The sequence below is a fragment of the Streptomyces odontomachicola genome (genome assembly GCF_039605595.1).
Classification (GTDB): domain Bacteria; phylum Actinomycetota; class Actinomycetes; order Streptomycetales; family Streptomycetaceae; genus Streptomyces.
The window spans coordinates 79584-93512 of the sequence record NZ_JBCFOK010000026.1 but is presented as its reverse complement, the minus strand read 5'-3'; the positions used below and the strand labels follow the sequence as shown (position 1 = coordinate 93512).

The 13929-nt window shown below is 72.3% G+C and carries 12 protein-coding genes; 4 read left to right on the top strand and 8 right to left on the bottom strand.

Annotation, left to right across the window (positions count from 1 at the left end; translation table 11 throughout):
• Positions 1–360: 360 nt before the first annotated feature.
• Complete coding sequence (locus tag ABEE00_RS33550) at positions 361–639, bottom strand: chorismate mutase (protein WP_345749565.1); 279 nt, start codon at positions 637–639, stop codon at positions 361–363.
• A 446-nt stretch (positions 640–1085) separates the two neighbouring features.
• On the opposite strand from ABEE00_RS33550, the gene guaA reads away from it, so the two are divergent.
• A complete protein-coding gene (guaA, locus tag ABEE00_RS33545; RefSeq protein WP_345749564.1) occupies positions 1086–2678 on the top strand; it encodes a glutamine-hydrolyzing GMP synthase in 1593 nt (530 codons plus the stop codon).
• 167 nt (positions 2679–2845) lie between these two features.
• Here the strand turns inward: guaA and ABEE00_RS33540 are convergent, their stop codons facing one another.
• Both ABEE00_RS33540 and ABEE00_RS33535 read right to left on the bottom strand, forming a co-directional pair.
• The gene (locus tag ABEE00_RS33540) at positions 2846–3655 is read right to left on the bottom strand and encodes a response regulator transcription factor (protein WP_345749563.1); all 810 of its coding nucleotides are present in this window, start codon (positions 3653–3655) and stop codon (positions 2846–2848) included.
• Complete coding sequence (locus ABEE00_RS33535) at positions 3652–4971, bottom strand: PspC domain-containing protein (protein ID WP_345749562.1); 1320 nt, start codon at positions 4969–4971, stop codon at positions 3652–3654. Before ABEE00_RS33535 ends, ABEE00_RS33540 begins: the two co-directional genes overlap by 4 nt.
• Positions 4972–5136: 165 nt before the next feature.
• On the opposite strand from ABEE00_RS33535, the gene ABEE00_RS33530 reads away from it, so the two are divergent.
• Together ABEE00_RS33530 and ABEE00_RS33525 are read left to right on the top strand one after the other, a co-directional pair.
• A complete protein-coding gene (locus tag ABEE00_RS33530; protein WP_345749561.1) occupies positions 5137–6840 on the top strand; it encodes a PspC domain-containing protein in 1704 nt (567 codons plus the stop codon).
• Complete coding sequence (locus ABEE00_RS33525; protein ID WP_345749560.1) at positions 6837–7148, top strand: hypothetical protein; 312 nt, start codon at positions 6837–6839, stop codon at positions 7146–7148. The genes ABEE00_RS33530 and ABEE00_RS33525 overlap by 4 nt, the downstream gene beginning before the upstream one ends.
• Positions 7149–7231: 83 nt before the next feature.
• On the opposite strand, the gene ABEE00_RS33520 is transcribed toward ABEE00_RS33525, so the two are convergent.
• The 4 genes from ABEE00_RS33520 to ABEE00_RS33505 form a co-directional block, all read right to left on the bottom strand.
• Positions 7232–7792 (bottom strand): DoxX family protein, encoded by a 561-nt coding sequence (locus ABEE00_RS33520; protein ID WP_345749559.1) that lies wholly within the window; start codon positions 7790–7792, stop codon positions 7232–7234.
• 240 nt (positions 7793–8032) lie between these two features.
• Positions 8033–9298, bottom strand: coding sequence for a hypothetical protein (locus tag ABEE00_RS33515; protein ID WP_451918732.1), 1266 nt, complete (start codon positions 9296–9298; stop codon positions 8033–8035).
• 336 nt (positions 9299–9634) lie between these two features.
• On the bottom strand, positions 9635–10462 hold the full coding sequence (locus ABEE00_RS33510; protein WP_345749558.1) for a class II aldolase/adducin family protein: 828 nt from the start codon (positions 10460–10462) through the stop codon (positions 9635–9637).
• A gap of 124 nt (positions 10463–10586) precedes the next feature.
• Complete coding sequence (locus ABEE00_RS33505) at positions 10587–11855, bottom strand: C40 family peptidase (RefSeq protein ID WP_345749557.1); 1269 nt, start codon at positions 11853–11855, stop codon at positions 10587–10589.
• Positions 11856–12222: 367 nt separating this feature from the next.
• Between ABEE00_RS33505 and ABEE00_RS33500 the strand changes: the two genes are divergently transcribed.
• On the top strand, positions 12223–12576 hold the full coding sequence (locus tag ABEE00_RS33500) for a hypothetical protein (RefSeq protein WP_345749556.1): 354 nt from the start codon (positions 12223–12225) through the stop codon (positions 12574–12576).
• Between the two features lie 148 nt (positions 12577–12724).
• On the opposite strand, the gene ABEE00_RS33495 is transcribed toward ABEE00_RS33500, so the two are convergent.
• Complete coding sequence (locus ABEE00_RS33495; RefSeq protein ID WP_345749555.1) at positions 12725–13924, bottom strand: C40 family peptidase; 1200 nt, start codon at positions 13922–13924, stop codon at positions 12725–12727.
• Between the last annotated feature and the right edge of the window lie 5 nt (positions 13925–13929).

Below are 13929 nucleotides of genomic sequence, written 5' to 3'. Positions count from 1 at the left end.
CGGTTGCGCCCCCCGCGGGGGGGGGGGGGGGGCGGGGGCCCCACTGTGGCCGGGGGGCGGGGGGCCCGGGGGCGCCCCCGGGCCCCGGCCGCTGCCCCCGCCGCCGGCGGGGATGGGTGACCGGGCTGCTGTCCCCTGCTGTCCGGTCACGGGCACCGGGGCGAAGGTCCCACGACGCTGCCGTCCCCGCCGCGCGGGTGAGCACGGGCGTCACATCGCTCCGGTGGTGCCGCCCCTTGCCGCCGGGCGCCCAGCTGGCATCGGGGACACCTCGTCCAACGAAGCCCCCTGCGGGCCGGTCACGCGCCGTACGGGTGACCGGCCCGCCCCGAGGTCCAGGGGGTCGCCCCCTAGGGGGAACTACAGGCCTCCGCGGCACAGACCCAGCAGGGTCATCGCCAACTGCGTTCCGGGGCGGCCCAGTTCGCGCCTGTAGTGGTCGAGGATCTCCATCTCCCTGGCCAGGTGGACGCGCCGTCCTCCGGTACTCATCCGGGCGCGCTGAATACGTTCGGAGACCGCCATCCGCTCCTGGACCAGCGCGATGATCTTGTGGTCGAGCGCGTCGATCCGGCCGCGCGCCCCGGTGATCTCGTTCGCCGCCGTGGTGTCCTCGGTGCCCTCTGTGCTGACGCTCATGTTCCTGCTCCTCCGGTCGGTGCCGGCGCCCGGCCGCTCAGGGCCCGGGGAGCGGAAACGCCAGGCGCCCCGGGCCTTGAGTGGCCCGGGGCGCCTGGTGAGTGGCTTGTCAGTAGATCAAGCAGCACGACCTCGGCAGCCGGACGGGCCGGTGCCATAGGTAAACCAGAAGCTGGTCGTGTGCTTGAACATGTCCGCCAGTATGCACCGCCTCACGCCCCGTACCAACCCTGACCCCTAGGGGGTGGCTCAGGGCAGGGGCATCCCCTTAGGGGCAGGGTTCCCCTAGGGGCTGGGCGGGCTCGGCGGCGACCTCGGCGAGGGCCCGGGGGAGTCCCGTACGGGGGCGTCACCCAGGGGCGGGCCACTACGGGCAGACCGGACCGCTCACGCACCCCGTTAGAATCGAAAGTCCACCCCCAGCTCGACCGCCGAAAGGCAGCTCCGTGGCTCCTACCCGCCGCCCGTCAGACACACCCGTCGACACCGTCCTGGTCGTCGACTTCGGCGCGCAGTACGCCCAGCTCATCGCCCGCCGTGTGCGCGAGGCCCGGGTCTACAGCGAGATCGTGCCGTCCACCATGCCGGTGTCCGAGATCCTCGCGAAGAACCCCGCGGCGATCATCCTCTCCGGCGGCCCCTCCTCGGTGTACGCGGAGGACGCCCCCTCCCTGGAGCGGGAGCTCTTCGAGGCCGGGGTGCCGGTCTTCGGCATGTGCTACGGCTTCCAGCTGATGGCGCAGGCGCTCGGCGGCACCGTCGACAACACCGGCAGCCGCGAGTACGGCCGCACGGACCTGTCCGTGAGCAAGCCCGACTCGACCCTCTTCGAGGGCACGCCCGCCGAGCAGCAGGTGTGGATGTCGCACGGCGACGCCTGCTCCGCCGCGCCGGAGGGCTTCTCGGTCACCGCGTCCACCGACATGGTCCCGGTCGCCGCCTTCGAGAACGATGAGCGGAAGCTGTACGGCGTGCAGCACCACCCGGAGGTCATGCACTCCACCTACGGGCAGCAGGTGCTGGAGCACTTCCTCTACCGGGGCGCGGGGCTCACCCCCTCCTGGACCACCACGAGCATCGTCGACGAGCAGGTCGAGGAGATCCGCGAGCGGGTCGGCAGCAAGCGCGCCATCTGCGGGCTGTCCGGCGGCGTCGACTCGGCGGTCGCGGCAGCGCTGGTCAACAAGGCCATCGGCACCCAGCTGACCTGCGTGTACGTCGACCACGGCCTCATGCGCAAGGGCGAGTCGGAGCAGGTCGAGAAGGACTTCGTCGCGGCGACGGGCGCCCAGCTCAAGGTCGTCGACGCCTCCGAGCGCTTCCTGGACGCGCTGTCCGGCGTCTCCGACCCGGAGGAGAAGCGGAAGATCATCGGGCGCGAGTTCATCCGCGTCTTCGAGCAGGCGCAGGCCGAGCTGGTCGCCGAGGCGGGCGCGGCCGGTGAGGACGTCGCCTTCCTGGTGCAGGGCACCCTCTACCCGGACGTGGTCGAGTCCGGCGGCGGCACCGGCACCGCGAACATCAAGTCCCACCACAACGTGGGCGGGCTCCCCGAGGACATCGAGTTCCAGCTGGTCGAGCCGCTGCGGAAGCTGTTCAAGGACGAGGTCCGGATGGTCGGCAAGGAGCTCGGCCTGCCCGACGAGATCGTCCAGCGCCAGCCCTTCCCGGGTCCCGGCCTCGGCATCCGCATCGTCGGCGCCGTGAACCGCGAGCGGCTGGACATCCTGCGCGAGGCCGACGCCATCGCCCGCGAGGAACTGACCAACGCCGGTCTCGACCGCGAGATCTGGCAGTGCCCCGTGGTGCTGCTCGCCGACGTGCGTTCGGTCGGTGTGCAGGGCGACGGCCGCACCTACGGTCACCCCATCGTGCTGCGGCCCGTGTCCTCCGAGGACGCGATGACCGCCGACTGGTCGCGCCTGCCCTACGACGTGCTGTCCCGCATCTCGACACGGATCACCAACGAGGTCTCCGAGGTCAACCGCGTGACCCTCGACGTCACCAGCAAGCCCCCGGGGACCATCGAGTGGGAGTGACCTCCCGCTGAGGCCCCTCCGGGCCGTACTCGGTGCCGCCGCTCCGCCCTCGGAGCGGCGGCACTGCTGTTTTGGCAGCAGTCGTCGCTACGACGGCACCCGTGGGTCACTCGCCGCCGAGCGGTCCGCCCGGCGGCTGGAGCGCCTGGAGCGACTGGAGCCGCCTCTCAGACCAGGCGTCGGGCCGTCGCCCAGCGGGTGAGCTCATTGCGGTTGCTGAGCTGGAGCTTGCGGAGAACCGCGGACACATGGGACTCCACCGTCTTGATGGAGATGTGGAGCTCCCTGGACACCTCCTTGTACGCATAGCCGCGGGCGATCAGGCGCAGAACCTCGCGCTCGCGCTGCGTCAGCCGGTCGAGGTCCTCGTCCACGGGCGGAGCATCGGTGGAGGCGAAGGCGTCGAGCACGAACCCGGCCAGCCGCGGCGAGAACACCGCGTCCCCCTCGGCCACCCGGAAGATCGCGGCCACCAGGTCCTGGCCCGTGATGGTCTTGGTGACATAGCCGCGCGCACCGCCCCGGATCACGCCGATGACGTCCTCGGCCGCATCCGAAACCGACAGCGCGAGGAACCGCACCGGCGCGTCCGTATCAGCGGCCAAGTCGGCGCAGCGGCGCAGGACTTCGACGCCTCCGCCGCCCGGCAGGTGCACATCCAGCAGGACCACATCGGGGCGGGACGTGGCGATGACGGAGACCGCCTGGTCGACGTCCCCCGCCTCGCCGACCACATCGACATGGGTCACGTCCGTGACACCGATCTCGGCCTCGACACCCGCGCGGAACATCCGGTGGTCGTCGACGAGCACGACCCGCACCTGCCGCTTCGCGCCGCTCTCCGCCGCGCCGCCCTGCGCGGCCTCGTCCGTGGACGCCCCGTCCAGTGGGGCCTCGCCCGACGGTGTCCCATCCGGCGCCGTGCCGGCCCGCGCCGCGTCGTCCGGCGTCTGGCCGCCCATTGCTTCGTCGTTCACGATTCCGTCGCCCTCTCCATCTTCAGCTCCACCTCTGTCCCCTCGCCCGGAGCCGAGCGCACCCGCGCCGTTCCCCCGTTGCGCTCCATGCGGCCGATGATGGATTCGCGGACGCCCATCCGGTCGGCCGGCACCGTGTCCAGGTCGAAGCCGGGTCCGCGGTCCCGCACGGAGATGAAGACGGTGCCTCCCTCGACCTCGGCGAACACCTGCACCGCGCCGCCTTCGCCACCGTACTTGGCGGCATTGACCATCGCTTCGCGCGCCGCCTGTATCTGTGCGCCCAGCCGCTCGTCGAGAGGGCAGTCGCCGACATTGACGACCTCGACCGGCACACCGTGGTCGTCCTCCACCTCGCCCGCCGTCTCCTTGACCGCAGCGGCGAGGGTCTGAGGAGTCTCGGGCTCCTCGTCCCGCGCGCCCCGGGTGTAGAGCCATTTGCGCAGCTCGCGCTCCTGGGAGCGGGCCAGCCGTGCGACTTCGCGGGGCTGCTCGGCATTGCGCTGGATCAACGTCAGGGTGTGCAGCACCGAGTCGTGGACGTGCGCGGCGATTTCTGCGCGCTCCTGAATGCGGATGCGCAGCCGTCGCTCGTCGGAGAGGTCCTGGAACGTCCGCCGCAGGAAGGGGATCGCCAGGAGGACGACCCCGGCGAGGATGGCGAGCGCGGCCTGGAGCGCGGCCCCCAGATGACGGACCGAACCCTGGACCACCACTATGCCGCTGACCCCGACGGCGACCAGCAGCACTCCGGCCGTTATGCGCGCGAGGGGCAACAGCCGGGTGCGGCGGCTCACTTCGGCCCACCGTGCGCGCCGCGCGTTGTCGGCCTGGCGCCAGACCACCACCACGCCGAGGCCGATCAGCAGCACCGGCCACAGATAGGTGTTGGCCCGGCCGATCTGGAGCCGCTCGGCCAGCACGATGCCCGTGACGATCAGCGCGAGGAGGGCGAGGAGCTGGCCCTTGTCGGGCTTGCGTACGGCTCTGCGGCGTCTGCCGTCGGCGTCCGTCGCGTCCGGCCCTGCCGCCGCGGAGGTCTTCGCGCGCGGCGGGGAGCTGACGCCCCCGGCGCCGAGCGGGACGACGAACCAGAACGCCGCATAGAGCAGCACCCCCAGCCCGTTCGCCGCGCAGAGCGCGAGGATCACGATGCGCACCCACGAGACCGGCAGGCCCAGGTGACCCGCGAGACCGCGCGCGACACCGCCGAGCATGCGGCCCTCCGCGCTCCGGTAGAGCTTGCGCGGAGGCGGCTCGTCGAGGGCGGCTGCCGCGGGTCCCGGTGCGGCGCCGAACGTGGATGCGGCGGTCATGCACCGATAGTCACACGGGCGGGGCCGCCGCGGCATCAGGGTCCATCCCTGACCGATCCCTGAGGTTTCAGGCCCGGATCCGGGCCTGGAGGGCCGCAGATCTCAGGGTTCTTTCGGGGATGGTCCCGGATGTGGGGGAGGGGGAGGGGAGGCGACGATGTGCGTATGACGGATGAGCAGCAGCCGCCACCGGAGCGCGGCGCGCACACGCACGGCACGGGAGGCCCGCCTCCTGAGGCCGCCGCGGGTGTGGGCGGGGGCGGTGAGACGCCGGCCGAGGAAGCGGCGCGACGCCTTTACGGCGAGCTCGGTGACGTCGGCCCCGGCGCGGGGCCGGGCGCCGGGACGGGGAGCGACGGCGGAGAGGGCACGCGCCGGATTCGGCGCAGCCGCAAGCACAAAGTGGCGGGCGGGGTCTGCGCCGGGCTCGGCCGGTATTTCGACGTGGACCCGGTCGTCTTCCGCGTGCCGCTCGCCGTGCTGTCGGTCATCGGCGGCCTGGGGCTCATCTTCTACGGCTGCGCGTGGCTGCTCATCCCGGCGTTGGGGGAGAAGGAGAACGAGCTGCGGAAGCTGCTCTCCGGGCGGCTGGAGGGCGGTTCGCTGGCCGCCTTCCTCTGCGCCCTGGCGGGCTGCGGCCTCTTCCTCGCCTCCCTCGGCAACGACATCACGCCCTTCTCCGTGATGCTCGTGGCCGCCGTGGCGGGTGCGGCCTATTGGTCCCGGCACCGTCGCCAGAGCGAGGCGGCCGAGGCCGACGGGGGTGCGCCGGTCGATCCCGCCACCGCCCACGCGGTCGCCGAGGCGCCACCGGAGGCGCAGGCCCCGCCCATGAGCGAGGTGCCCCAGTGGTGGCAGGACCCGCTGAAGAAGAGCGGCTGGTACGTGACGTACGAAGGCACTCATGGCGCTGAAGTCGGCGCTGGCACTGGCACCGGATATCTCTGGGGCCCGGAGAAGCTGGCCAAGGACGGGTCCACGTGGGCCGGACCGGGGCCCGGCGGCGGAGCCGGGATGCGGCCCACCGGCTGGAGGCCTCCGGAGAGGACCCGGCAGCGGTCCATAGGGGGCCTGGTGTTCGTGGCCGCCGTCGCCGCGGCGGGAATCGGGACCGCGGCGCTCTGGGACATCCGCCCGCTCGGCACGAGCCTCACCGTCGGACTGGCCTGTGCGCTCGCGGTGTTCGGCGTGGGCCTGGTGGTCAGCTCCTTCGCCGGGCGGCTCGGAGGGGGCACCGTGGTCGCGGTCATCCTGACCGCGCTGCTGCTGGCCGGAGCCGCCGCGCTGCCCAAGGACATCGGTACGCACTGGGACAACCGGCGATGGGAGCCCACCACAGCCGAGGCACTGCAGCCCACATACCGCATGGACGGAGGCAGGGGCGAACTCGACCTGCGCAGGCTCGACTTGAAGCGCGGCCAGACGGTGCGGACCGAGGCGAGGACGGGCGCGGGACAGCTCACGGTGCTGGTCCCGGAGGACGTCACCGTGCGGCTCGACGGACATGTGGACGCGGGCGAGATCCGGGTCCCGCGCGGGGCCACCACCGAAGGCCGGCCGCTGCACGAGTCCTCCGGCGGACTGGACCGCAGCCTGACCACCACGCTCAAGCCGCTGGACTCTTCGACCAAGCCGAAGGGGACCATCGCCCTGAAGCTGAGGGTCGGTGTGGGCCAGGGCGAGGTCGTCAGGGAGACACCCGACGGTCGTTCGGACCAGAAGGCTCCCGGCACCGCACGATCCATGGCGGCGGCTCCACGGGCCACCGCGAATGACCCGAGCCAAGATCCGCTTGGCGAGGCACGGGGCGGCGGGGCGGAAGCCCACCCCGCTGAGCCCGTCACCTTCCGTGAGGAGGCCCTGCGATGATCCGGCACCGCTTCGAGCCCGCACGGCTGCTGCTCGGCGTCATATTGCTGGGCGCCGCCCTCGCCTACGTGATGGACGCGCTCGGCGAGTGGCAGGTGCCGGCGTGGCTGCTGCTGATACTCGTGCCGGTCGCTCTGGTGGCCGCCGCGGCGACCGCGGTGACGACGTACATAGTCAGGCGGCGCCTCTCCCGGGGATCAAGCGGGGCCGGCGATGCGGGAGTCGGAGCCGCCGCGAACGGTTCCGGGAGCGGGGCCGACCCGATACCGGCGGATGCTCCGCATCGCACGGAGGGACCGGAGGCGTAGCGGCCATCGGCGAGGGAGCGACGGCTCCCTGACCGAATGACCCGCCGAGCGACCCACCGGGAGCAGAACCGGGGGTGGCGGCCCTAGCCGAAGATGCGCTGGCCCCTTCGTCGCCGGTGGTTCCGCAGCAGGGAGTCCAGGGAGTACATCGGGGCGCCCGCGCAGACCAGCGCGGTCCAGGCCATCAGATAGGGAAGGTCGTTGCCGTAGTAGTAGGGGGTGGTGGACCAGCTCATGGTCAGCAGGAAGGTCAGTGAGAGGCAGGCGCCGCCCAGAGCAGCGAGGCGGGCCCAGAGGCCGATCAGGGTGCCGATGCCGACGAGCAGTTCCCCCAGGGCGATGGCGATGCCGAAACCCTTCGGACTGTGCTGTGCCAGGTCTATCAGGGCGGGCACACCGGCGGTGCTGTGCGCGGCCCCCAGTTGTGCCGCGAGTGACTGGGGTCCATTGCCGAAGAAGGCAGGGTCGGTGAGCTTGTCGAGTCCCGCATAGATGAAGGTGATGCCGAGGAAGGCCCGCAAGGGGAGCAGCGCGTAGCGCGCCGCGGTGGCCCGCAGGCCTACGGACCCGCCGGTCACGGGGCCGTCGAAGTTGCTGATCGACTTCGGCCTGTCGCCGTTGTCCATCCGATCCGCGAGTGACATCCGCGTACCGCCTTCCGGAGAGAGCCGGGTGTCGGAGTGCGAGTCGCCGTGGCGCCGGGTGGCCGGGCGGCCACGGAGGTTCGGGGGTGCGGAAGTGATTCTTCCCGCGCGGCCCCCTTCGATGGCAGATACGGAGTGGAGGGTCGGAGAACTCAGTTCCGGGAGGTGGGATCGGCGGAGAGCAGGAGGTGGGGCCCACGACGGCGAACGGGGCGGTGAAGGACGGAGCGGCCCGAGGGGTCAGTCGGCGATGTCGACGGTGTAGCGGTTGGTTTCGACGCCCGCGGCGGTGATGACCTGGATCTCCACGCGACCGGGTTCGACCTCCACGGGGACCGGGACCGTGAGGGTGGTGTCCGCGGGGTTGGTGAAACCGCCGGCAACCGGGATCAGGGGCACGTTGACGTGCACCGCGCCCACACGGACCACCGTGCGGGCCAGGCGGTCGGGGGTGTGGGCCCCGGGCGGCACGAAGCCGGCGCCACGGATCTCGATGTCGTCGCCGGTGCGGATGGGGGCGTGGAGGTCGCCGGGTTCGCGGGCCCGTACGACGGAGAGCACCACGGGGCGGCCGCCCTCCGCGTACTTGCCGGCCAGGTAGGCGGCGATGGACACGACCACGAGGAGGGCCAGGCCCCAGGGGAGATCGGGGAGTTGTTCCGGCTGGCGGGCGAGACGGACGGCGGCGAACAGCAGGGCGGCGGCGTTCACCAGCACGTATTGCACATCGGAAAAGGAACCGCGGCCCGCGTCGTCGGTGAGCAGGTCGGCGGCGCGCGGGTGGGCGGCGCGCACCTTCTGCAGGCGCTGCGTCTGCACGCGGACGGTCACCGTGCGGCGGAGGAAGACGGCCACTCCGCAGCCGAGTGCCAGAACGGTCAGCAGGCCGCCGCTGCGCGGGAGGTCCAGGCCGGACAGCAGGGCATCGCGTCGGGCGGTGCCGCCGGCGAAGGCGAGTTGGAGGGCGAGGAAGAGAACGGCGTAGACGACGAGCAGGACCCACGCAGCCGCCACGGCGCGGGACGTGGAGAGGCGGTTGTCCTCCCCGGTGAGCGGGGCCAGGACTCCCCCGCTGGACCGGTGACGGTAGGCCGCAGCAGTCAGGGGCGCGGCGGTGAGGAGCGCGGCGAGCAGTCCGGCGGTGTGGGCGGAGGTCCAGCCCGCGGTGAGGAGGGAGGAGAGGAGTTGAGCGAGGAACAGGAGCAGGACCGAGGAGCCGACGGCGGTCAGGGTGTGCCGCCACACGCAGTTCAGCCAGGCGGCGCCCTCCTCGCGGGCGCGGTCGGCCAGGGTTCCGGCGGCTTCGGCCAGTTCGTCGGAGATCCACTGGCGGGAGGCGCTGGGGGAGTGGGTGAGGGCTCCGGGGACGCCGTTTCCCGCGGCGAGTTCGTCGCGGCGGCGGTCGAAGTCGGCGAGGGCCTGCCGGCGTGCCGAGCGGGGGTCGGACGGGTCGTCCGGGCGCCGCCGCAGGGGAAAGGAGGGGCGCGGGGTCCACCGGGTGAGCAGTGCCCTGGCCCGCGCGGTGAGGCTGGGGCGAGGGCTCTTGGCGGTGTCGTCGCCTGTGCTGTCGTCGCCGGTGTTGCCGAGGGGGTCCGTGTCCTCGGTGCCGTCGGTGGTGCGCGCGTCCTCGGTTCCTGCGGGGCTGCCCGTACGGGAGCGCGGCGCCGCGTGCGCCGCGTCCGTGGCCGCACCGGGGTCCGGGGCGTGGCCCGTATCGTCCGCGCCCGCGGCCCTGCCGTCCGGACCCTGCGTGCCGTCCCGTGCCGCGTCCACGGCCACTGTGCAACCCCGCCTCTCAACTACCAAGCGCTGAAGGGGGATTGTGCCCTATCGGGAGTGGCGTCAGCTCAGCAGGTCCGGTTCTTCGCGGGTGACCGCCGAGTAGAGGGGCTGGTAGTTGATCCAGGCGACGAGGTCGCTGCCGAGCTGTTCGCGGGTGGTGACGGCGTTGCGGTGGTCGATGAGCACCGGCTTGCCCGCGGCGCGGGCGGCGAGCTGGATCTCGGAGGCCCGCTCCATCTGGTGGAACCACCAGGCCGCGGCGTCCACCGTGTCCCCGACCGTGAGCAGACCGTGATTGCGCAGGATGAGGCCCTTGTGCGGGCCGAGCGCCGAGGCGATGCGGCGCCCCTCGGACTCGTCGACGGTGACGCCGGTGTAGTCGTTGAGGAGCGCGTGGTCCTCGTAGAAGGCGCACACGTCCTGGGTGATCGGGTCCAGCAGCTCGCCCAGGGAGGAGAGGGCGCGGCCGTGGGTGGAGTGGCTGTGGGCGACGGCGACGACGTCCGGACGGGCCTGGTGCACCTGTGAGTGAACGACGAAGGCCGCCTGGTTGACGTGCCGGCGGCCCTCCAGGACATGTCCCTGCTCATCGACGAGGAGGAGATCGCTGACGGTCACGTGGGCGAAGGGGACGCCGAAGGGGTTCACCCAGAAGCAGTCGGTGAATTCCGGGTCGCGGGCGGTGATGTGGCCTGCGACGCCCTCGTCGTAGCCGAACTTCGCGAACACCCGCAGCGCTGCCGCCAGACGCTCTTTGCGGTGCTGCCGTTCCTCCGGGACGGTCAGGTGCTCGGGCGGCAGGGCGAAGTGGAGCTGTTCCGGAGATATCGGCTGCGGGCGGTGGGTGCCGGCGCCGGCCTGTTCCGTGGGGTCGGCGGGGTACGACATGGGCCTGCTCCTCTTGATCGCGCACGCGGTACGGATGCGGAAGCTACCTGTACGTACGTGAACTGACCAGAGTTGTGGGGCCCGTGAACTCCGCGAACTCACCCGGACCCTGTCTTCGCCGTGCTCACGCGGGGCGCACGGCCCCCGCGAACGGCATCTCGTCCACCGGTGCTGACCGGACGGCGGTGCCGGGGCGCGGGGCGTGGATCATCGTGCCGTTCCCGGTGTAGATGCCCACGTGGCTGACGCTGTCGTAGAAGAACACCAGGTCGCCTGGGGCGAGTTGGGAGCGCGGGACTCGGGTGCCCGCGTCGATCTGGGCGTAGGTGGTGCGCGGCAGCGACACTCCGGCGGCCCGCCAGGCGGCCTGGGTGAGCCCGGAGCAGTCGTAGGAGTCGGGACCCGTCGCGCCCCAGACGTACGGCTTGCCCAGGGCGGCGCGGGCGAACGCCAGGGCCTGCGCGGCGCGTCCGGACGCCTTGCCCAGCGCCTCGCGGCCCGCGGCGCCGCCCGGGGCCCGGCTGGTGTGGGAGGCGTGGGTGCCGGCGGAGTCGTCGCCGGAGCGGGGGAGGGGATCGCCGAGTACGCGGGCCCGTTCGTCCGGAGGGAGGCGGTCGAGGAGCCGGTCGGCGGCCTCGGCCTTGTTGCGGGCCGTGCGCTTGTGGGCGCGCGCGGCGGCCGAGGCGTGCCGGAGTGAACGTTCCGTCTCCGCGGCCTCCTCGCGTACCTGGCGCGCTGACCTGGCCTGTTCGGTGATCTGGCGTACGGCGTCCGACTGGCGGACGCCGGCGCGTTCGGTGACGGCGGCGCGGTCGAGGTAGTCCGAGGGGGAGGAGGAGAGGACGAGTTGCAGTGCGGGGTCGAGGCCGCCGTTCCGGTACTGCGCGGTGGCGAAGGAACCCAGTTCGTCGCGGGCCGAGTTGAGCCGGGACTGCCGTCGCGCCGACTCGTCGCGCAGGTCTTCCAGATGGTGTCTGGCCTGGTCGGCGCGTTCCTGGGCGCCGTTGGAGCGTTCGGCTGCCCGTTCGGCCTCGCGGTGCAGCGCGTCGGAGCGGGACTTGATCTGCTCGGCCGACGGGCGGGGCGCGGCGTGCCCTGAGCCCTCGTACGCGGTGGCGGTGGCCGTGCCGGCGATCGCGAGCGTGAGGACGGCGCGGGCCGCGTTCCCGGACAGCGCGCGTGCGGCGCCTGCGGGAAGCGGCAGCGAGAGGGAGCGGGGGAGGGGAGCGGGGAGCGGTACGGAGAACGGGGCCCGCGGCCTGCGGTGAGGGTGCGGGCGTGAGCCCTGTGTCGGGTGGGGTTCGAAGCGGTGCCGGGGAGCCGAGGGGAGAGCGGAGGGAGAAGAGGAGCGAGGGGAGAAAGAGCGGGGAGAGGTCTTTCGGTGGGAGGCCATGTGCGGCCGTCACTCCCTTGAGTGCTGAGCGGCGCCGGTGCGGCGCCGGTGCGGCGCCGGGCGTCGTACGGCCCGCGAGGGGAACCGGCGGCGGCCGCCACAGGGGGAATGCGGCCGCCGCCGGTTCTCGGCGGGGGCGGCCGGCGGTCCCGAGGGGCGGGGCCGGCCACCTGGCGAGGACGCTAGCCGCGCGGCCCGAGCCGTCGTGCGGCGTTGACCGCGACTGACCGCATTCGTTCACGCGGGAGAGGCGGGCTCACGGCGCGGGCCGTGGAGCGACGCGTTCCGGTTGGGCCGCGACCGATGCGGGACATACGCCCACCCTGACCGACAGGTCGTGTTATGGCCCCGGATACCCTCCGGAGCCATGAACGTGCTCATCAACATCTTCGTCGCCCTGCACATCGTCGGTATCGCCGCCCTGCTCGGCGGCTTCTTCGCGCAGATGAAGTCGCTGCGCACGGGCGAGGCGCGGATCTCCCCCGGCATGCTGCACGGCGCGCTGACCATGCTGGTCACGGGCGCGGTGCTGGTCGGCCTCAACCAGGCCGAGAGCAACCCCGTGAACAACATCAAGATAGGGATCAAGCTGGCGCTGCTGGTGGTGGTCCTGATCCTGGTCTACGTGAAACGCGACGAGGAGAAGGTGCCGTCCTCCGTGCTCGGCACGATCGGCGCGCTGACCACGGCGAACATCTTCATCGCCGTCCTGTGGACCTGAGCGGGGCTTGAGTCCGGCGTAGCGGAAGCAGAAGCGGAGGCCGGAGGAGTGCGGTACGGGTCCGCCCGCCGGGGTGCGGCGGGGCGGGCCCGTACCGGATCTTCCGGCCGGCGCGGAGGCCCGGGCGGCGGTGCGCCGCGGCCCGCCGTCAGCCCGGCCGCACCGCCGAGTGGAACGGCATGTAGTTGATCGACTCGTAGCGCACGTTGGCCCCCGGCTTGGGCGCGTGGATCATCTGGCCGCCGCCCGCGTAGATGCCCACATGGCTGATGTCGTCGTAGAAGAAGACCAAGTCACCGGGCTGGAGCTGGGACTTGGAGACCTTCGTGCCGATCTTCACCTGGTCCCAGGTGGTGCGCGGCAGCGATATGCCGGCCGACTTCCAGGCGTCCTGGGTGAGCCCGGAGCAGTCGTACGAGGACGGGCCCGTGGCGCCCCAGACGTAGGGCTTGCCGAGCTGCTGCTTGGCGAAGGCGATGACCTTCTCCGCCTTCGAGGACGCCGAGGAACCCCCGCCGGAACCCTCCTGCGAACCGGCCCCCGAGCCCGAGCCCGCGTCGGAACCGGAACCAGAACCGGAGCCGGAATCGGAACCGCCCTGGTGCTCGCGGCGCTCCTGCTCCCGCTTCTCCGCCTCGGCGGCCTTGCGCCGCGCCTCGGCCTCCTTCTTGCGCTCCAGCGCGTCGAGCCGGGCCTTCTCCTGCGCGGTCAGGCGGGACAGCAGCTTCCGCGCGTCCGCCAGCTTGCCCTGGACCTCCTGCTTGCTGTCCTTGAGCTTGCGCTGCGTCGAGGCCAGCGAGGAGAGCCGCTGCGTCGCCTCGGAGCGCTGCGAAGCGGCCGCGCGCTGCTGCTTCTCGTACTCGGCGACGGCCTCCTTCTGGCGGCCGGTCATCCTGTCCATCATGTGCTTCTGCTTGAAGAAGCCCTGCGGATCCTGGGTGAGCAGCAGCGTGGCGGTCTCCGAGATGCCGCCGGTGCGGTACTGCGCGGCCGCGTAGGTGCCGAGCGTGCGCCGCGCGTCGTTGAGCTTCTCGGTGCGCTGCGCGACCTGGTTGAGCGCGCCCTCCAGCTTCGAACGCTGGGAACGGGTGCGCTCCTTGGCCTCGTTGTACTTCTGGGTGGCGGACTCGGCCTGGTGGTAGAGCCGGTCCACCTGCCTCTGCACATCCTCGACAGGGGCTCTGCCGGTGTGGCCGCCGCTGCCCGCCCCGTCGTCGGAGGGTGCGGCCGAGGCGCCCTGGGAGAGGAGGGTGACGGAGGCGAAGGCGGCGGTGGTGACGCCTATGGCCCCGCGCTTCGTGCTGGCGGACTGAAGTATGCGGGTGCGCGGCTTGCGATGGGACGCCAAGGCCG